Genomic DNA, 18,538 nt, shown 5'->3' with positions numbered 1-18,538 from the left:
CATCCAGAGGTCTCTCAGAATCGATTTCCACATACCGCACAAGAGTCCTTTTCTACTCATGTGCGATTCCCCTGCCCCAAGCGGGGGGGATGGCCGGCAGGCCAGAGGGGGGCGCGAAGGATCGCTGTTGCTGATTTTTAAGCACCGTCATTCGCACTGGTACTGGCTTAGCGCCCATTCGCCGGTGACCGACAGAAAGTCGGAGATCTTCCAGTCGCCGCCGACCTTCTTCAGCTTCCATTCCAGACGATGCTGGTGGCCTTCGACGACGAAGGCCACGACCACCTTGGCATCGTCGCCATTGACGGCCTCGATGGTGCGCAGGCTATTGTCGATGGCGAGCTTGTCGTAATCGGCATTGTCGAGCGCCATGTTGGGATCGAGGCATTCGCCCTGGCCCGAGGCGCGCAGCGCATCGCTCTTGTCGAGCACGCTCTTCGCGGGATCGATGAAGTTCTTGCGCTGAGCCGGGTCCAATTCCAGCCCGAGATGCTCATAGAAGGGCCTTACCACCGCCGTTGGCGATCCGGGCAGGATGGGAGCGGCAGGTGCCGGCGGCGACTTGTCGACCGCAGGCGCGTTGTCGCTGGAAGAGGCCTTCGGCGGCGAACCGAACAGCCCCTGCGCCGAGGCGCCGTTCAGCCCCGCGGCCAGCATCGATAGGCTTGCCAGCGCGAGGGCGAGGCGGCGAAGCATGGTATCACTCCGTCGAGGCGCCGCATCCCAGCGCGCTGAGCGTCCAACTGCTGGTCTTGGAGGTGATGTCGGCGATCTTCCACTTGCCGTCCACTTTCTTCAGCGACCACACCATTTCGCGTTTGGAGTCATCGCCTTCCGGGAAAAGATTGAAGTTTGCCGTCACCTCGGCGGTGTCGCCATTGACGGCCTCGGTGAGCTTCAGCGTCTTCGACACGGTCTTCTGATCGAAATCCTGGGCGTCGAGGCCCGGGTCGAAATCGATGCAGGATACCTCGTCGGGCTTCTCCTTCTGCGCCTTGTCGTTGGCCTCGAAGAGCTTGGTGACCGGCTCGGTGAAGCGGTCGCGGTATTTCGCGTCCGCCTCGAACTTCACTTCAGGCACATAGAAGAACTTCACGGCCTTGGACGCCGTCCCGGCGAGTGCCGCGGCGGGCAAGGCAATCGACATGGCGGCGGCCAGCACTATCGGTCTCATGCAGGATCTCCGGATGTTCGGCGGCGTGGTGGCAGGATCACCACCACGCATCCTGCATATCGGCTTTTTCGCGGCACATGAAGTCCTTGCGCCGCCGTCTCAGGCTTCAAGCCAGACGTTCTGGAAGTCCATTTCGTAGGTCTGGTGCATTGTGTAGTTCTTCACCTTCTTGTTCATGTGGCAGTAGAGCTTCTGCCAGAACGGCTGAATGATGACGCCGGAGTCCTGTAGGATCTGCTCGACGTCCTTCATCACCTCCTTGCGCTTGGCGACGTCGATCTGCGACAGCGCCTCCTTGAGCTTGGCGTCGAAATCCGGGTTGGAATAAGCCGTCTCATTCCAGGCCTCGCCGCTGCGGTAGCCCAGCGCCAGGACCTGGACGCCGAGCGGGCGCATGTACCAGATGGTCATGGAATAAGGGTATTTCGTCCAGTCGTTCCAGAAGGTCGAGCCCGGCAGCACCGTGCGCTTCACCTTGATGCCGGCATCGCGCAACTGGCCGGCGATCGCGTCACCTGTGTTCTTCTGCCATTCGTCCTCGACGGTGATCAGCTCGTGCTCGAAGTCGGCCTGGCCGGCTTCGGCCATCAGCTTCTTGGCGCCGGCCGCGTCCCGCTCCTTCTTGGGCAGAGGATAGTATTCGGGATGGATCGGGCTGACATGATGGTTCTCACCGACGGTGCCGCGGCCATTATAGCCGAGTTGCATGACCTGGTTGTTGTCGACGGCCATCTGCAGCGCGTTGCGCACCCGTTTGTCGTCGTAGGGCTTGTGCGTGATGTTGGTGCGGGCGACGAGCGTGGTCGCCGTTGCGACTTCCGATTTCACCAGATCCATCTTGTCGAGCGGGTCGATGAAGTCGGCCGGCGTTTCGAAATCGAGATCGATCTCGCCGGAATCGAAGGCATTCAGTGTGGCGTTGAAGTCGGTGCCATAGTCGATGAACTCGACCCCGTCGAGCGGCGCTTCGCCGCCCCACCACTTGCCGTTCTCGCGGCGCTTGACGACCGCCTTCTGGCCGACCGCGTAGGAGACCAGCTCGAAAGCTCCGGTACCGATCGGCTTCTTGATCGGGTCGGCACCATCCTTGTCGAAGTCGCGATGCACGATCAGCGCCGGATAGTCGGTGAAACCCGGAATGATCGCGATATCGGCTTCGGAAAGCTTCAGCTTGACCGTATGGTCGTCGACCTTGGTGATGGCGCCGTCCTTCGCCTTGCCGGTCTTGGCATCGACCAGCGCGCCGACGCGTGCCGCCATGGAATTGCCGGAAGCCCCCTTCTCGCACCAGCGGTTCAGGTTGAAGACCACGTCGTCGGCGTTGAAGGCATCGCCATTGTTCCAGGTCACGCCCTTGCGCAGATGCAGCGTGTATTCGGTGGCATCGTCGTTGACGTCCCAGCTTTCGAGCAGGACTGGCTCGAAAGTGAACTGATGCGTGTAGCGCACGAGCGGCTCCAGCCAGGTGCGGGTGACATTTGCCATCTCCGTCCAGTCATAGGTGCGCGGATCCTTCTGCGCCTTGACGGACATCGCGACATGCAGCGTTCCGCCTTTCTTCGGCTCGTCTGCCAGGGCCTTTGTCGGCGCGGCGAGGCCGATCATGCCATAGGCGAAAGCCGTCGATGCGCCGAAAGCGCTCGCCAGCGCCAGGAATTCGCGTCGGTCCACGCGGCCCGCGCGCGCTTCTTCCGCCATCGCCTCGATGGCGGCGGGGACGCGATCACCGTTGCTTCTGAAAACTGTCATTGTCTTTCTCCCATTGGTTTCAGCGGGTCTACGCCCGTTCTCCGTCAACTAACGCTATCGGGTAGCTTTTCCTCGCGCCGCGCGATCAAATCCTTGAGACCTTCGGCGACGCCCTCGTCGAGCTTCGGCTCCTGATAGTCGGCGAGCATGTTGCGCGCCTTTTCGAGGCCGCGCGTATCATGATCCTTCGCGCCCTCAGCTGTCCATTGTTCGAAAGAGTTGAAGTCCATGATGCTCGGCATGAAGAAGGCGCGTTCGAAATGCTCCAGCGTGTGCTGGGTGCCGAGGAAATGCCCTTGCGGACCGACCTCGCGGATCGCCGCCATCGCTTCCTTGAAATCGTCGAAGGGGACACCGCCGGCATATTTGTACCAGCCGACGAGCTGCTCGCAGTCGGTGGCGAATTTCGAGTAGCCGCAGGTGAGGCCCGCCTCCAGCCAGCCGGCCGAGTGCCAGATGTAATTGGCGCCGGCGAGGATCGCGGCATGCATGAGCATATTCGCCTCGTAGCCGGCCTGGGCGTCGTTGAGCTTGGAGCCGACATGGAAGCCGGAAGTGCGCCACGGCAGCTTGTATTTCCTGGCCAGCGCGCCCATCAGATACATCATCTGGGCAGCCTCCGGCGTGCCGCCCATCGGCGCGCCGGTCTTCATGTCGACCGTCACCATGAATTGTCCGTAAAGCTGCGGCGAGCCGGGACGGATGAGCTGGGTGAAGGCCACGCCCGCAAGCGCCTCGGCGTTGACCTGCGCCACCGCGCCTACGGCCGAAGCCGAGGTCGAGGCGCCGCAGAGCGCGAAGGGCGCCAGGATCAGCGGCTGGTTGTGGCGCGCATAGACCCGCATGGCGTCGAGCATGGTGGCGTCCCACACCAGCGGCGAATTGCAGTTGGTGATCGCCACCAGCACCGGATTGTCGCGCACGAACTTCTCGCCGAAAACGATTGCAGCCATCGCCATCGTGTCCTCGGCCCGCTCCTTCGACGTGACGATGCCCATGAACGGCTTGTCGGAATGCTTCAGCGCCGAATGAATGATATGGAGGTGGCGCTTCGGCACCGGGATCTCCATCGGCTCGCAGATGATCGAGCTCGACGAATGCAGCGCCGGCGCCATGTAGGCGAGCTTGTGGAAATTGTTGAGGTCGTTGAGCGTGCCGTAGCGCCGCTTGTTGTCGAGGTCGCGCACATAGGGCGCGCCATACATCGGCACGAAGATCGAGTTCTTGCCGCCGACGCGGACCGTGCGCTCGGGATTGCGCGCGTTGAGCGTGAATTCCGGCGGAACCTTCGAGACGAGTTCCATCAGCAGCGCGCGATCGATGCGCACACGCGTTTCCTTGACGTCGGCGCCTGCCGCTTTCCAGAGCGCGATCGCCTCGTCGTCACGGAATTCGCAGCCCACTTCCTCGAGGATCTTGAGCGACTCTTCGTGGATCAGTTCCACCGCCTCGTCGGGCACGATCTCGTAGACGGGGATCTGCCGTACCAGCGTCGGAAAGGACGCAACCGGGGCGCTCCTCAGCGCCTTGCGCCCAAGGCGGCCGCCGCCGCGACGATGGGTCGGTTCAGTCAATTCAGCGGCCAGTGCGTTCATGAATCCTCCTTCTTCCCGCCTGCCCAAGTTAGCGAGACGAAATATGGATGTGACGCTGGAAAATCCTGATCTCTTGTATAAGCTACACTTATGCGAAACCTACGCCACCTCCTCCCTTCCGCCGGCAGCCTCGTCGTCTTCGAGGCGGCGGGCCGGCTGTCCAGCTTCACCGCGGCCGGGCGCGAGCTCGGCATGACGCAGGCGGCCGTCTCCTATGCCGTGCGCGGGCTGGAAGAACAGCTCGGCGCGAAGCTCTTCCAGCGCCGCCATCGCCAGGTGCTGCTGACGGAGGCCGGCGAGCGCTTCCACGCCGACGTTTCGCTCGGCCTGTCACATATCCGCAAATCGGCCGAGGATCTTCGGCTGCAGGCAACCGGCGGCCACGTGACTTTAGCCGCCTCGACCGCCTTCGGCTCGTTCTGGATGATGCCGCGGCTGCAGCAGTTCCGCGACGAGCTGCCGGGCGTCGACCTGCGCATCCAGACTGCTGACCGCGACCTCGACATCATCGCCGAGGGCATTCCGCTCGGGGTGCGCGGAGGGATGCCCCGCGACTGGCCGGACTATCATTCCCTGTCGCTCTCCGACGAAGAGATCTTCCCCGTCGCCGGGCCTAGCTATCTCGCCAAATTCGGCTTGCCGGAAACCGTCGAGGAACTGGCAACGCACAGGCTCATCCATCTCGAGGAGCCCTATCGCGAGGCCCCGAACTGGGACGAATGGTTCGCGTCCGCCGGAACCAGCCTGCGCAATGCCGAGCGCGGGTTGCGCATCAACGACTATGCACTGGTGATCCAGGCGGTGATGGAAGGGCAAGGCATCTCGCTCGGCTGGCGGCATCTGGTCGAGCGGCTGGTTGCATCGGGCCTGCTGGTGCCGGTGACCGACCATGTGATGCGGACCGGCATCGGCTTCCACGTCATCTGGCCGAAGAACCGCGAGCTCAGCGACAACGCGCGCAAAGTGAGGGACTGGCTGGTGGCGCAGGCGTGAACTAATCCCTCCCCCACCCGGTTCGAATCCGCCTATAATCGGCGCATGCCCATTCGCCAGCTTTCAGAAACAATGATCAACCAGATCGCCGCCGGCGAGGTGATCGAGCGCCCGGCGAGCGTGGTGAAGGAACTGGTCGAGAACGCGCTCGACGCCGGCGCGAGCAGGGTCGAGATCGTCACCAGCGGCGGCGGGCTTTCTCTCATCCGCGTCACCGACGACGGCTCGGGCATTCCCGAAAAGGAACTGTCATTGGCGGTCGCCCGGCATTGCACCTCGAAGCTCTCCAACGACATCCACGACATCCGTTCACTGGGTTTTCGCGGCGAGGCGCTGCCCTCGATCGGTTCGGTGGCCAGACTTTCGATCCGCTCGCGCACGGCAAGCGGCGACGCCGCGGCCGAGATCGGCATCGACGGCGGCCGGGTTTCAGCCGTCAAGCCGGCGGCCGCGAACCGCGGCACGACGGTCGAGGTGCGCGACCTCTTCTTCGCCACGCCGGCGCGGCTCAAATTCATGAAGGGCGAGCGCGCCGAAAGCTCGGCCACCAGCGACGTGGTGAAACGGATCGCGATAGCCTTCCCGGCCGTGCGCTTCACGCTTGCCGGCTCCGACCGTTCGACGCTCGAATTGCCGGCGACCAGCGACACACCGGAGGGCCGGCTTGCTCGCGTCGCGCAGGTGATGGGCAAGGATTTCCCCGACAATGCCATTGCCATCGATGCCATGCGCGACGGGGTGCATCTTGCCGGCCACGTCTCGATCCCTTCCTACACGCGAGCCAACGCGTTGCAGCAATATGCCTATGTCAACGGCAGGCCGGTGCGCGACAAGCTGATCGCCGGCGCGATCCGCGGCGCCTTCGCCGACGTCCTGCCGCGCGATCGGCATGCGGTCACGGTACTGTTCCTGACGCTCGATCCCGCGACCGTCGACGTCAACGTCCATCCGGCCAAGGCCGATGTGCGCTTCCGCGACCCGGGCCTGGTGCGCGGGCTGATCGTCGGCGCCATCCGCGAGGCTTTGGCCGGCGCCGGCATCCGGGCGGCAACCACGGGCGCCGCCGGCATGATGGCGGCGTTCCGGCCGGGCGCGGCGCCATACGCGCATCCAGGCCCGACCAGCGGCCACCGCAGCTACGGAGCGGCCTTTCATGCCTCGGGCTCGATGGGTTTCGACCATGGTTCGAATTTGGCGCGCTCGCCGCAGCGGCCGCTCGACATGGGCGAAACGCAGCCGTACGGAGGTGGCTTCGGCGAAAACGACCAGGCGGCCTTCGACACCGGGCCGCTTGCCAGCGCCGACGCGCGAGCGGGCGTGGCCGAGCCGGCCGAAGCGCTGCTCGGCATGGTTCTCGGCGCGGCGCGGGCGCAGGTGCACGAGAACTACATCGTCGCCCAGACCAGGGATTCGCTCGTCATCGTCGACCAGCATGCGGCGCATGAGCGGCTGGTCTACGAGGCGCTGAAGAACGCGCTGCACTCGCGCGCCGTGCCTTCGCAGATGCTGCTCCTGCCGGAGATCGTCGACCTGCCCGAAGACGATGCCGAACGGCTGGCCATGCATTCTGAGACGCTCGCCAAATTCGGCCTCGGCCTTGAGCGCTTCGGCCCCGGCGCGGTGGCGGTGCGCGAGACGCCGTCGATGCTCGGCGAGACCAATGTGCAGCAATTGGTGCGCGACCTTGCCGACGAAATCGCCGACAACGACACGGTCGAGACGCTGAAAGAGCGGCTGGACAAAATCGCCGCGACCATGGCCTGTCACGGCTCGGTGCGCTCGGGCCGACTGCTCAAGGCCGAGGAGATGAACGCGCTGCTGCGCCAGATGGAGGCGACGCCTGGCTCAGGCACCTGCAATCACGGCCGCCCGACTTACATCGAGCTGAAACTGGCTGACATTGAAAGGCTGTTTGGGCGGCGGTGAATAATCGCATAGGGCGCAGACCCCCACCCCGCCGCTTCACGGCGACCCTCCCCACGAGAGGGAGGATAAGGGCGCGGCGCCCTACCTCCCCTTGTGGGGAGGTCGGACCGAAGGTCCGGGTGGGGGCAAGAAAAGAGCCGCTCGAAGCGGCTCTTTTCTTGAGTCGGGAAACAGCTTCAACCCTCTGACTTATCGTTTCAAATTGACCACGATCACGCCACCCAGCGCCAGCGCGCCGCCGAGGATGCCGAGCAGCGACGGCACCTCGCCCAGCCAGAAGAAGCCGATCAAAGCGGAGGTCGGCGAGACGAGATAAAGGAAGTTCGAGGCGCGCGCGGCCGGCAGGCGCGACAGCGCGGTCGCCCAGGCGGCGTAAGCGATCATCGAGGGCACGATGCCGAGATAGATGACGGCGCCGAGGCCGGCGGTGTCGGCAACCGCGGCCTGCGAAAACGCTTCCGGCAGGAAGGGCGACAGGCAGAGCGCGCCGAGCACCATGTTGGAAGCGGCAATCGTCAGCGGATGATGGCGGGCAAAGAGCGGCTTCTGGACGATGGTGTTGACGGCCGAGCAAAGGGCCGAGCCCAGCACGAGGAGAGCGCCGGCGTTGAAATGCAGGCCGTGCCCGTCCGCCACCGCGATGATGCCGATACCGGTGAACGAGATCACCGTGCCGACCCAGGCCATTCCGGAAAACCGCTCGCCAAGCAGCGCCATGGCCATGATCGCAGTGAAGATCGGGCTGACATTGATGATGAAGCCGGCAGCGCCCGCAGAGACGGTCAGCTCGCCGAAATTGAGCATGGCTGTGTAGAGCGCGACGAAGATGGCGCCACCGAAGCCGAAGCGCCAGAGTTCTTCGACCCGGGGCAGAGCCGGGCGCTTGACGGCGAGGAAGATGGCCGCCGGCACGGCCGCGATGGCAAAGCGCAACGCCCCCAACTCCAGCGGCTGGAAGGCGGCGAGGCCGGCGCGGATCGCCGGGAAGGCCGAAGCCCAGCCGACCACGGTCAGCGCCACCGCGATGGCAGCGGTGGTGTCCATGCGCTGTGTCTCATTCAACGTGCCGGTGTAAGCGCTCATCGCCGTATCCTCGTCTTCCAGTGCCATGGGATGAGAAAACCCCATCGCCGGCCGATTGACAAACGAGCAATTCGAGGATCAGCTGTGAGCATGGATCACAACTCGAACCAGATGCTGCCGCTGGAAACCTTGCGCGCCTTCGATGCGGCGGCGCGCACCGGAAGCTTCTCGGCGGCGGCCGAAAAGCTCAACCTCACCCATGGCGCGGTGAGCCGCCAGGTCGCCAAGCTTGAGGACTGGCTCGGCCTCAAGGTGTTCGAACGCAACGCGCGCGGCGTGACGCTGACCAATGAAGGCAACCGGCTGCATCTTAGAACCACCGAAGCCTTCGCGCTGATCTCGGTCAACTCCGACCGCTGGGTCGAGCCGCGCGGCACCGCGGTGGTGCGGCTGGCCTCGATCCCTTCGGTCAGCGGTCTCTGGCTGATGCCGCGCATGGCGGCGCTCGAAAACAACCCGACGCGGCTGCGCATCGTGCTCGATGTCGACAACCGCCAGGCCGACCTTGCCGACGAAGGCATCGACCTTTCGGTGCGCTGCGGGCGCGGCCGCATTCCGGGCCGCGTCTCGGTGCAGCTCTTCGAGGAGCATATTTTTCCGATCGCATCGCCGGAACTGGCGAAGGAGATCGGCCAGGGCGACCCTGCCCGGCTGCTCAAATTCCCGCTGATCAATGATTCCGACGCCACCGCCTGGCGTGCCTGGTTCGCCGCTCAGGATGTGGACTACCGCCCTCGCCCGCAGGACCGGCGCTTCGAGGACTACAATCTGGTGCTCGACGCGGCGGCGCACGGGCTGGGCATCGCGCTGGCGCGGCCGCCGCTGACCAAGGACCAGCTCAAGTCCGGCCGAATCGTCGCCGTCGACGATCGCGTCGCGCTCAATCCGGTGTCCTACTGGCTCGATCGCCCGGTCGGCCGGCCACGCGCGGTCGCCGCCGATCTCGCCGGGCGCATCGGCGAACAGGCGGGCCTGGCGCGCGAGAAGCTCGAAGCCTTCCTGCAGGACGACAACTAAGCCGTGAACTCATAAATGCGGAATGACCGGTACGGGTGGAAAGCTTACCACGAAGTTGTTATCCTCCAACCATGAAGCATGAACGCCTTTGCGCAATCGCTCACAACTTCGCCGACTCAATGGCGAGTGGCTTGGGCTTTGTTGTCGGCTACTGCCCTACTGACGTGTTTGAAGAGGCTGCGACCAGTCCTGGCGGAGTAATCGAGATCGACTTCCTAAGTGGGAGTATTATTGGGGGCCGCCCTTCCCACCAATTGAAAGGTGCTGCAGCCATATTCGGGCAAGCCTTTCCTATCTTCTGCAAAAAGAACGGTGCAGAGGCGACTGACTTCCAGAGCTTCCTAGCTGCGTTTGATGCCAAAGGAGGCAGGCGTCGCGCAATGCTGACCGTTGTAGACCGCAACGGCCGGCGATCTTGTACGGAGTATGATGGCGTCCCGCTGAAGCGCTTGAGAGTTCTGGACACTTTGGGCCGCATCCGCCGAAAAGCGAGGCAGATCGAAAAGGCAGGCCAATAAGCAAGGCTCGCAATCTGCATCTTGGTCACGCGATAACGAGTCACGTCCTTCAATCAGCGAAGCAGCATCAGCACGATCGTCGTGGTCGCGGCCGAGACGACGGCCGTCACGACCGATATCGCCCACAGCGGCGTCTGGCCGGGTTCGGATCGCGGCGCCGGGCGGGCTGCCGCGCCCCATGGTTGCGGCGCGTTGGTGTTGGCCGCGACCAGCACCGCTGAAGCGAGGGCCGGCGAGAATGAAGACGGTGGCGGCGTTGGTGCGGCCCTTGCCGCGCTGTCTTCGGCCGGCGGCTGCGCCCGGGTCACCGATGGCTGGTCGGCGTCGGCCGCCGGCCTGCGCGCCTGAGCCCTTGCCGACGCGTCATCCGTGCCGGCATCCGGCTCCATGACGGCTCTATAGGCACTTTCGATCTCGGCTGAGGACAAGCGCTGCGACGCTTGCGCGGGCGGCTTGGCCAAGGAACCGTTCAGCGCCTGCGCGGCGAACTGAGCCGACTGCACCGTTTCGGGCGCCGGCGGCTGGACGAGCGCCTTGACCAGCGCTGCTGTCGCCGGATCGGGCATGGCCGACGGCACCGGCTGCGGGGTGAGCGCCTCCCTCAGCAGAGACGCCTTGCTGGCATTGGCGATGTCCATGGCGCTTCCTGTCTACCATTGTGCCCTGCAGCAATATTACATGAGCGTTGCGCCAAGCTTGACCTTGCCCACGATTTGTGGCGATTGAACCCATATGAACCCAAGCGTCATTTCATGATGAACCGTTTTGAAGGCCCCGGCGGCAAGGAAGCGCGCATCCGCTATCTCGACGGCGACTTCCAGGTGACCAGCCCCGGCGCGTTCGTGCGCTGCGCGGTGACCGGCGAGAGCATTCCGCTGGACGAGCTCAAATATTGGAGCGTCGCCAGGCAAGAGCCTTATGTGAGCGCCGCCGCGTCGCTGCGGCGCGAGATCGAGATGCATCCTGAGATGAGAAGCCGGCGGTAGGCCCTCACCTTCGTCATCCCCTCAACTTCCGCAACCGCCAGGCATCCAGCGTCTCGCCGATGATGCGCTCGGGCACATGCTCGATCTCGAACACGGCGTCGATCTCCAGCACGTCGAGTTGGTCGAGGAAGCCGGCGGGTGCGGCGCCATGGCGGAGCCGCGCGGCGTCCTTGGCGGTGGTGACGAGGCGCAGCCTTTCGCGTTTGGCAAGCGCAGCAAGGTCGGCGAGCTCGTCCGCGGCGTAGAAATGATGGTCGGGGAAGGCGCGCGAAAGCGCCACCTCGCCGCCGACACCGCGCAGCGTGTCGAAGAATTTCTCGGGATGACCGATGCCGGCAAAGGCAAGAAAGCGGCCGCCGGCAAAGCGCGATGGGTTCGCCGGCTCGACATGCGCCAGGAAGATCGGACGGCCGGCGCGCGCCGCCTGGCGCACCACCGTATCGGCGCCACTCCCCTCGCCCATCTTCAGCAGCCCACTGGTAAAGACCAGTTGGTCGACGACCTTGGCCCTGAGCGGCCCGCCCGGAATGACGCGGCCGTTGCCGATGCCGAAGCGCGCATCGACCACGACCAGCGCGTAGTCGATGTGGATGCGCGCCGACTGGAAGCCGTCATCCATGATCAGGAAATCGCAGCCATGCTCTTCCAGCAGCAGCTTGGCGCCGGCGGCGCGGTTGGCCGTCACCGCCACCGGGGCATGTTCGGCAAGCAGCAGTGGCTCGTCGCCGACATGCTTGGCGGCGTCGTAGTGCGCATCGACGACATGCGGCTTGGCGAAGGAGCCGCCATGGCCGCGCGACAGGAAGCCCGGCGTGAGCTGCATGCGCTTTGCCTGTTTCGCCAGCGCGATGGCGACCGGCGTCTTGCCGCTGCCGCCGACGGTGAGATTGCCGACGCAGAGCACGGGTGCAGCGACCTTCTCGCGCGGCGCATGGCGCATGCGGCGGCCAGCCACCATTCCGTAGACAGCCGACGCCGGCGACAATGCCAGCGCCCGCCAGTCCGGCTTTTGCCACCAGAAGGGGGGCGCTTCGCTGGTCATGGCGCCAGCCCCACGCGCCCTATTCCTGCGCATGATCCTTGCCAAAAATCGGGTCCGATTTTTGGGGTCATGCGCTAACGCCCGTTGGCGCCTTTCAGGCGCGCCTTGACGACCAGCGGCTGGATGTAGGGCTCGAGCGATTTCAGCGTGCGGGCGAGCGCGCCGCGCATCTCGTCGACGGTCGCGGCGCCCGCCGCCATCATCTCGTGGCGTGCGGCTTCATTGGTCAAAAGGAAATTGACGGCTCCGGCCAGCATGTCGCGGTCGCGCACCAGCTTGGCGCCGCCGCGGTCGAGCAGGCGTTGATAGGTTTCGCGAAAGTTCTGCACGTTGCGGCCGGCAAGCACGGCCGTATCGAGCATCGCCGGCTCCAGCGGATTCTGGCCGCCTTGCGAGGTCAGCGAGCGGCCGACGAAGGCGATCTCGGTCAGCCTGAGATAGAGCCCCATCTCGCCGATGGTGTCGCCGAGCAGGATATCGGCGTCGGGCGAGATACGGTCGCCCTTGCTGCGCCTCGCCACCGTCAGTCCCATGCCGGAAATCTGCGCGGCAAGCGCGTCGGCGCGGTCGGGATGGCGCGGCACGACGATGGTCAAGAGGCCATGGTGGCGCTTGTGCAAGGTCGCATGAACTTCCGCCGCGACGACCTCCTCGCCGTCATGGGTCGAGATCGCCGCCCAGGTCGGCCGCCCGCCGATCTGACGCTGCAGCGTCGCCAGCGCCCGCTCGTCGACCGGCGGCGGGTTGGTGTCCACCTTGAGATTGCCGGAGACGGTGACGGGACGGGCGCCCAGTGCCCGGAAACGCTCACCGTCGACATCGGACTGGGCAACGACATGGGCAAGGTTCTCGAACAGCGCCTCGGCGACGCTGGAGCGCTTCTTCCACGACCGGAAGGAACGGTCCGACAGCCGGCCGTTGACCAGGACCTGCGGCACGTTGCGCGCGCCAAGCTCCAGGATGGTCATCGGCCAGATCTCCGATTCGGCGATGATGGCCAGTTCCGGCTGCCAGTGATCGAGGAAGCGGCTGACCGCGGGCTTGAGGTCGAGCGGCACATACTGGTGGATGATGCGGCTGCCGAGCCGCTCGTCGGCGACCTTCGCCGAGGTCACGGTGCCGGTCGTCAGCACGACGTTGACGCCATAGTCGAGGATGCATTCGACCAGCGGCACGACGGCGATCGTCTCGCCGACGCTGGCGGCATGGATCCAGATCACCGGGCCTTCCGGGCGCGGCCGGCCGGCGACGCCGTAGCGCTCGCGGCGGCGGACGCGATCTTCCTTGCCGCGCGAGGCGCGCCAGGCGACATAGGGCCCGATCAGAGGATAGGCGACGGCCCCCGCATAGCGGTAGGCCGTCAGGGCAGCACGCGCCCAGCGCTCGCTCATTTGGCGCCGTCCACGAGGCGGTAGGCCTCGGCGGTCGCTGCATTGAGCGAGGCAGTGACCTCCTGGCGCTTGCGCTCCATCTCGGCGTCGTCGGCGTCGGCCGGCACGAAGACGGGTGTTCCGACGATGACCGCGGAGCGGCCGAAAGGCAGGTTGATGGCTGTCTTGTCCCAGCTTTTTTCCAGCACCTTGCGGCGGCTGGTGGCGATTGCCGAAGGCAGGATAGGCCGGCCGGACAGCCTGGCCAGCAGCACGATGCCTAGCCCGGCGTCGCGCGGCGTGCCGTGCGGAATGTCGGCGATCATGGCGACGTTCTTGCCGGCGACCAGCGATTTCTTTAGCGCGATCAAGGCTTTGGCTCCACCTTTGTCGAGATGCCTCGAACTGTCGCGGCCGCCCGAGCCGCGCACCGCCTCGATGCCGAATTTCTCGATCATCAGCGCGTTGAGCTCGGCATCGGCGCTGCGCGAAACCATGGCGACCAGCGGCCGGCCCTTGGGATAGTAGGCGGGCGTCAGCAGATGCTGGCCATGCCACAGCGCGATGATGCCGGGCTCGAGATGCGCATAGGCACCGCCGGCAACCTGCGTCGATCCCTTGACCAGCGGGCTGGTGATGCGAATCAGGCGCACGAACCAGGCGAACAGGCTGGCGATGAAATTCTTGACGAATCGCGACTGGGCGAGCGGCTCGCGGATGCGGCGCCACAACGTGCGCGTCCCGCCTCGCCTGGCGGCGCGCCCGGCCGCCCCTTTCACCGCTTCATGCTCCATAGATGTCAACCGGTTGCCTTCGTCTCTGGGTCGAGCAACCGATGCAGGTGAACAACGAAATAGCGCATATGGGCATTGTCGACGCTGGCCTGCGCCTTCGCCTTCCATGCGGCGTGCGCGGATTGATAGTCGGGGTAGATGCCGACGATGTCGAGCGCATCCAGGTCCCGAAACTCGGTTCCACCCAGCTTTTTCAGCTCGCCGCCGAACACCAGGTGCAAAAGCTGCTTCTTTCCGTCTTCCACGGCCATGCCGATCCTTCGCAGATTCATGAGTTTTGTGAAACGTTTAGACCAAAGCGGTCGATTTTGGAACTGTGGGCCGACTCACCCTTCGTCAGTTCCGGCGATGACGCCGGCAAGGACGTCCAGCAGTTCGCCGCTGCCGGCGGCGAGCGCGCCGTGGTTGATAACCTTGCCGGCGTAACGCGGCGGCTGTCCGCCGCGGTCGAGCAAGGCGCCGCCCGCCTCGGCGAGGATGAGGTCGGCGGCGGCGATGTCCCAATCATGCGCATTGGGCTTGACGAAGGTCGCGTCGATCTTGCCGTTGGCGATCATCGCCAGCCGGTAGGCGAGAGAAGGGATATAGGCTATACGGCGCATCCGGCCCTGCCAGGCCTCGGGCATGCGGTCGACCAGTGGCTTGGGCCCGCCTATATCAACGGTCTCGCCCGGGGCGCGCGCATGGATGCGCTCGCCATTGAGAAAAGCACCCTCGCCGGGCAGCGCCCAGTAGGTTTCGTCCTTGGCCGGGCATTCGAGCACGCCGGCCAGCGAGCGGCCGTCCTCGACCACGGCGACGCTGACGCACCAGGAATGCAGGCCGTCGAGAAAGCCCCGCGTGCCATCGATCGGGTCGACGACGAAGGTGCGGCGGGCCGAAAGCCTGGCATGATCGTCGGCGGTCTCCTCCGACAGCCAGCCGTAATCCGGCCGCGCTTTGAGCAGGGTCTCGCGCAGATAGGCGTCCGCGGCATGGTCGGCCTCGCTGACCGGCGAGGTGCCGCCCTTCATCCACACCTGCGGGTTGTTGCCGAAATAGCGCATCGCGATCGCCCCGGCTTCGCGGGCGGCGTCGCGCAGCAATGCAAGGTCGTCGCGCGCCTCGCTCATGGCAAGCTGGTCAAGCACCGGCAAGGGTCATCCCCTCGATCAAAAGTGTCGGCGCCGCAGTGCCGAAATTGCGATCGAGGTCGCTTGCCGGCACCATGTTGAGGAACATGGTCTTCAGGTTCGAAGCAATCGTCACCTCGGCCACCGGATAGGCGAGCGCGCCGTTCTCGATCCAGAAGCCGGAGGCACCGCGGCTGTACTCGCCGGTCACCATGTCGACGCCCTGGCCGAAGACCTCGGTGACGTAGAAGCCGCGCTTCAGCGAGGCGATCAACTCCTCCGGCGTGCGCTCGCCGGGCTCGATGGCGAGATTGGTCGAGGACGGCGAGACCGAAGAGCCGCTGCGCGAACCGCGACCGTTGGTGACGAGGCCGAGCTCGCGCGCGGCCGAGGTCGACAGAAACCAGTGGTTGAGCACGCCCTTGTCGACCATCAAAAGCTTCTCGCCTTCGACGCCTTCACCATCGAAGGGGCGCGAGGCCTGGCCGCGACGCCGCAGCGGCTCGTCGGTGACGGTGATCGCGGCCGCGGCTACCTGCCTTCCCATCATGTCGCGCAGGAAGCTGGTCTTGCGCGCCACCGCGGCGCCGTTGATGGCGCCGGCGAGATGGCCGGCAATGCCGCGCGCCACGCGCGGATCGAACACGACATCGACCGGGCCGGTCGCCGCCTTGCGGGCGCCGAGGCGGCGCACCGTGCGTTCACCGGCCTTGCGACCGATGTCTTCCGGCGCGTCGAGATCGGCGAAATGCTGGCGGGAGGAAAATTCATAGTCGCGCTCCATCGCCGTGCCCTCGCCGGCAATGACGCTGGTCGATCGCGAGAAGCGCGAGGCGACATACTGGCCGAGGAAGCCATGCGAGGTGGCGAGCACCAGGCCGCCGAGCCCGGCGCTGGCGCCGCTGCCGGCGGAATTGGTGACGCCCTTGACGGCAAGGGCCGCCGCCTCCGCCGCAAGCGCCGCTTCCTTCAACTGATCGGCCGACACCTCGGTCGGATCGAAGAGGTCGAGATCGCGCAAGTTGCGGGCAAGCAGCGCCGGATCGGCGAGGCCTTGGTAAGGATCCTCGGGCGAGACTTTCGCCATGGCGACGGCGCGCTCGGCGAGCGCCTTCGGGTCGGAGGCAGCGGTGGCGGAAACGCTCGCCACGCGCTGGCCGACGAAGACGCGCAGCGAGACATCCTCGCTTTCCGACGATTCGGTGCCTTCGACCTTGCCCAGCCGCACCGACACGCCGGCCGAACGGCCTCGCACCGCGACCGCGTCGGCGGCGTCCGCTCCGGCGCGTTTGGCCGCCTCGACAAGCGCCGCCACGCGGTCGGTCAGTTTCGCTGCGTCCAGCGTGTCGGTCATGCGTTTGGTCCTGTCTGTTCAAGCTGTCCTGGAGGGCAGACGCTGCAGCACCGTCTGGGTGCTGACGTGCCAATAGGATGCTGATGCACCATCTATTGTTCCATACCCGCTTGTGCAATGGGCGCTTGTGCAATGGGCGAAGGCCAATCAGGATGCCGCGACCAAATCGCCCCAAAGCGGCAGACACAGCCGCCCGCGGCACCCTTGCCTGTCCGGAGTTCTCGCATGACGCCTTTCCACCTCGCCTTCCCGGTCCGTGATCTCGACGAAACCCGCGCTTTCTATGGCGAGGTGCTGGGCTGCGCGATCGGCCGCTCGTCCGCCACCTGGGTCGATTTCGACCTCTATGGCCACCAGATGTCGGCGCATTTGCGGCCGCAGGCGACGGAGGCGGCGCGTGACGGCAAGGTCGACGGTGTGGCGGTGCCGATCCCGCATTTCGGCGCGGTGCTTCTAATGGACGAATGGGAGCGGCTTGCCGCGCGGCTGGAAGCCCGCTCCGACATAGACTGGCTGGAACGGCCGATGGTGCGCTTCAAGGGCGAGCCCGGCGAGCAGGCGACGCTGTTCATCCGCGATCCTTCGGGCAATGCCCTGGAATTCAAGGGATTCCGCTCTCTGGAGCAGGTGTTCGCGCACTAAGCACGATGCGGCAGGCAATCAGGACTCCGCCACCGGCGCCCAGATCACATCCTCGATTCGGGTCGCTCCCGTCGCCAGCATCACCAGCCGGTCGAATCCCAGCGCCGAGCCGCTGGCCTCAGGCATCACGGCAAGGGCGGCGAGAAAATCCTCGTCGAGCGGATAGCGCTCGCCATAGACGCGCTCCTTCTCGTCCATCTCGGCGACGAAGCGGCGGCGCTGCTCGGCCGGGTCGGTGAGCTCGCCGAAAGCGTTGGCGAGCTCCACGCCGCAGCAATAAAGCTCGAAGCGCTCTGCAACGCGAGGGTCCGCAGCGCTCGGCCGGGCAAGGGCGGCTTCGGACACCGGATAGCCGTAGAGGATCGTCGCCCGCCCCTGCCCCAGCGCCGGCTCGACCTTTTCCACCATCACCCGGCTGAACAGGTCGGCCCAGTTGTCGTCGGGCGCCGTGCGCAAACCGGCACGGACTAGCGCCGCGTGGAGCGCGTCGCGATCGGTGCTGCCGTCTGCCGCGACAGTCGCCAGCAGGTCGATGCCGGCATATGCCAGGAAGGCTTCGGCCACGCTCAGCCGCTCCGGCTCGGCGAAAGGATCGGCCTCGCGGCCGCGAAAGCGGAAGCTTTTGGCGCCGGCCTTTTCAGCGGCGAGCGCCAGGAATTCGGCGCAGTCGGCCATCAGGCTCTCAACTGCATCGCCGACGCGGTACCATTCGAGCATGGTGAATTCGGGGTGGTGCAGCGGGCCGCGCTCGCGGTTGCGCCAGACCGCGCCGAGGCTGAAGATGCGCTTCTCACCGGCGGCAAGCAGCTTCTTGCACGCGAATTCCGGCGAGGTGTGAAGATAGAGCGGCTGGCGCGACGCGTCGGGCGCGACCGCCTCGGTGGCGAAGGCCGCAAGATGCGCCTCGTTTCCAGGCGAGACCTGCAGTGCGGCCGTCGTCACCTCGACGAAATCGCGCTCCGCGAACCAGCCGCGCAGGGCATTCGCGATGGCGTTGCGCGCCATCAGCCTTGGCCGGCGATCGGCATGAATATGCGGCATCCACCAGGGCGAAGCGGCGGTCATGGGCAGGAAAATCGCGTGGAAGGCTGGCGGTTCGGCGCAAGATGCGCTAGGGCGCACGCGATGGCCGCCGTCGCCGCCTCGTGGCAATCGACGCTTGCCGGCCGAAAAACTCGAATGG

General features: G+C 65.6%; 19 protein-coding genes. 6 read left to right on the top strand and 13 right to left on the bottom strand.

The features are described from left to right. Positions 1–147 precede the first annotated feature (147 nt). From P9236_RS29965 to P9236_RS29950, 4 genes are all read right to left on the bottom strand, one after another. Entirely contained in the window at positions 148–696 is a 549-nt protein-coding gene (locus P9236_RS29965) for a hypothetical protein (protein ID WP_278078155.1), read from the bottom strand. Positions 697–700: 4 nt separating this feature from the next. After that, positions 701–1,174 (bottom strand): DUF3828 domain-containing protein, encoded by a 474-nt coding sequence (locus P9236_RS29960; protein ID WP_278078154.1) that lies wholly within the window; start codon positions 1,172–1,174, stop codon positions 701–703. A 99-nt stretch (positions 1,175–1,273) separates the two neighbouring features. Further along, positions 1,274–2,923 (bottom strand): ABC transporter substrate-binding protein, encoded by a 1,650-nt coding sequence (locus P9236_RS29955; protein WP_278078153.1) that lies wholly within the window; start codon positions 2,921–2,923, stop codon positions 1,274–1,276. A gap of 44 nt (positions 2,924–2,967) precedes the next feature. After that, positions 2,968–4,518 (bottom strand): trimethylamine methyltransferase family protein, encoded by a 1,551-nt coding sequence (locus tag P9236_RS29950; RefSeq protein WP_278078152.1) that lies wholly within the window; start codon positions 4,516–4,518, stop codon positions 2,968–2,970. Positions 4,519–4,608: 90 nt separating this feature from the next. On the opposite strand from P9236_RS29950, the gene P9236_RS29945 reads away from it, so the two are divergent. Together P9236_RS29945 and mutL are read left to right on the top strand one after the other, a co-directional pair. Then, the gene (locus P9236_RS29945; protein ID WP_278078151.1) at positions 4,609–5,511 is read left to right on the top strand and encodes a LysR substrate-binding domain-containing protein; all 903 of its coding nucleotides are present in this window, start codon (positions 4,609–4,611) and stop codon (positions 5,509–5,511) included. Positions 5,512–5,556: 45 nt separating this feature from the next. Further along, positions 5,557–7,437 carry a DNA mismatch repair endonuclease MutL gene (mutL, locus tag P9236_RS29940; protein WP_278078150.1) on the top strand — a complete coding sequence of 627 codons (1,881 nt, stop codon included), beginning with the start codon at positions 5,557–5,559 and terminating at the stop codon, positions 7,435–7,437. Positions 7,438–7,626: 189 nt separating this feature from the next. Here mutL and P9236_RS29935 read toward each other — a convergent pair whose 3' ends face one another. Continuing rightward, a complete protein-coding gene (locus P9236_RS29935) occupies positions 7,627–8,520 on the bottom strand; it encodes a DMT family transporter (RefSeq protein WP_278078149.1) in 894 nt (297 codons plus the stop codon). A gap of 90 nt (positions 8,521–8,610) precedes the next feature. Between P9236_RS29935 and P9236_RS29930 the strand changes: the two genes are divergently transcribed. Continuing rightward, on the top strand, positions 8,611–9,537 hold the full coding sequence (locus tag P9236_RS29930) for a LysR family transcriptional regulator (RefSeq protein WP_278078148.1): 927 nt from the start codon (positions 8,611–8,613) through the stop codon (positions 9,535–9,537). Between the two features lie 71 nt (positions 9,538–9,608). Continuing rightward, positions 9,609–10,055 (top strand): hypothetical protein, encoded by a 447-nt coding sequence (locus tag P9236_RS29925; protein WP_278078147.1) that lies wholly within the window; start codon positions 9,609–9,611, stop codon positions 10,053–10,055. Between the two features lie 53 nt (positions 10,056–10,108). Here P9236_RS29925 and P9236_RS29920 read toward each other — a convergent pair whose 3' ends face one another. After that, positions 10,109–10,693 carry a hypothetical protein gene (locus tag P9236_RS29920; RefSeq protein WP_278078146.1) on the bottom strand — a complete coding sequence of 195 codons (585 nt, stop codon included), beginning with the start codon at positions 10,691–10,693 and terminating at the stop codon, positions 10,109–10,111. Positions 10,694–10,807: 114 nt separating this feature from the next. Here P9236_RS29920 and P9236_RS29915 point away from each other — a divergent pair, with 114 nt between their 5' ends. Further along, the gene (locus tag P9236_RS29915; RefSeq protein WP_278078145.1) at positions 10,808–11,041 is read left to right on the top strand and encodes a DUF2093 domain-containing protein; all 234 of its coding nucleotides are present in this window, start codon (positions 10,808–10,810) and stop codon (positions 11,039–11,041) included. 13 nt (positions 11,042–11,054) lie between these two features. Here the strand turns inward: P9236_RS29915 and lpxK are convergent, their stop codons facing one another. The 6 genes from lpxK to P9236_RS29885 all read right to left on the bottom strand — a co-directional run bounded on the left by lpxK (position 11,055) and on the right by P9236_RS29885 (position 16,713). Beyond that, complete coding sequence (gene lpxK / locus P9236_RS29910; protein WP_278078144.1) at positions 11,055–12,083, bottom strand: tetraacyldisaccharide 4'-kinase; 1,029 nt, start codon at positions 12,081–12,083, stop codon at positions 11,055–11,057. 74 nt (positions 12,084–12,157) lie between these two features. Then, positions 12,158–13,474 (bottom strand): lipid IV(A) 3-deoxy-D-manno-octulosonic acid transferase, encoded by a 1,317-nt coding sequence (gene waaA, locus P9236_RS29905; RefSeq protein ID WP_278078143.1) that lies wholly within the window; start codon positions 13,472–13,474, stop codon positions 12,158–12,160. Beyond that, a complete protein-coding gene (locus P9236_RS29900; protein ID WP_278078157.1) occupies positions 13,471–14,247 on the bottom strand; it encodes a lysophospholipid acyltransferase family protein in 777 nt (258 codons plus the stop codon). Before P9236_RS29900 ends, waaA begins: the two co-directional genes overlap by 4 nt. Positions 14,248–14,252: 5 nt before the next feature. Continuing rightward, complete coding sequence (locus tag P9236_RS29895; RefSeq protein ID WP_278078142.1) at positions 14,253–14,498, bottom strand: DUF4170 domain-containing protein; 246 nt, start codon at positions 14,496–14,498, stop codon at positions 14,253–14,255. 75 nt (positions 14,499–14,573) lie between these two features. Next, the gene (locus tag P9236_RS29890) at positions 14,574–15,359 is read right to left on the bottom strand and encodes a 3'(2'),5'-bisphosphate nucleotidase CysQ (RefSeq protein ID WP_278078156.1); all 786 of its coding nucleotides are present in this window, start codon (positions 15,357–15,359) and stop codon (positions 14,574–14,576) included. Positions 15,360–15,369: 10 nt separating this feature from the next. Continuing rightward, positions 15,370–16,713, bottom strand: coding sequence for a TldD/PmbA family protein (locus P9236_RS29885; RefSeq protein WP_278078141.1), 1,344 nt, complete (start codon positions 16,711–16,713; stop codon positions 15,370–15,372). A gap of 225 nt (positions 16,714–16,938) precedes the next feature. Between P9236_RS29885 and P9236_RS29880 the strand changes: the two genes are divergently transcribed. Then, positions 16,939–17,355: a VOC family protein gene (locus tag P9236_RS29880; protein ID WP_278078140.1), complete on the top strand. Its 417-nt coding sequence runs from the start codon at positions 16,939–16,941 to the stop codon at positions 17,353–17,355. An 18-nt stretch (positions 17,356–17,373) separates the two neighbouring features. On the opposite strand, the gene epmA is transcribed toward P9236_RS29880, so the two are convergent. After that, positions 17,374–18,420: an EF-P lysine aminoacylase EpmA gene (gene epmA / locus P9236_RS29875; protein ID WP_278078139.1), complete on the bottom strand. Its 1,047-nt coding sequence runs from the start codon at positions 18,418–18,420 to the stop codon at positions 17,374–17,376. Between the last annotated feature and the right edge of the window lie 118 nt (positions 18,421–18,538).

Source organism: Mesorhizobium sp. WSM4884 (assembly GCF_029625675.1).
GTDB lineage: Bacteria > Pseudomonadota > Alphaproteobacteria > Rhizobiales > Rhizobiaceae > Mesorhizobium.
This window is presented reverse-complemented; position numbering and strand designations above follow the sequence as displayed.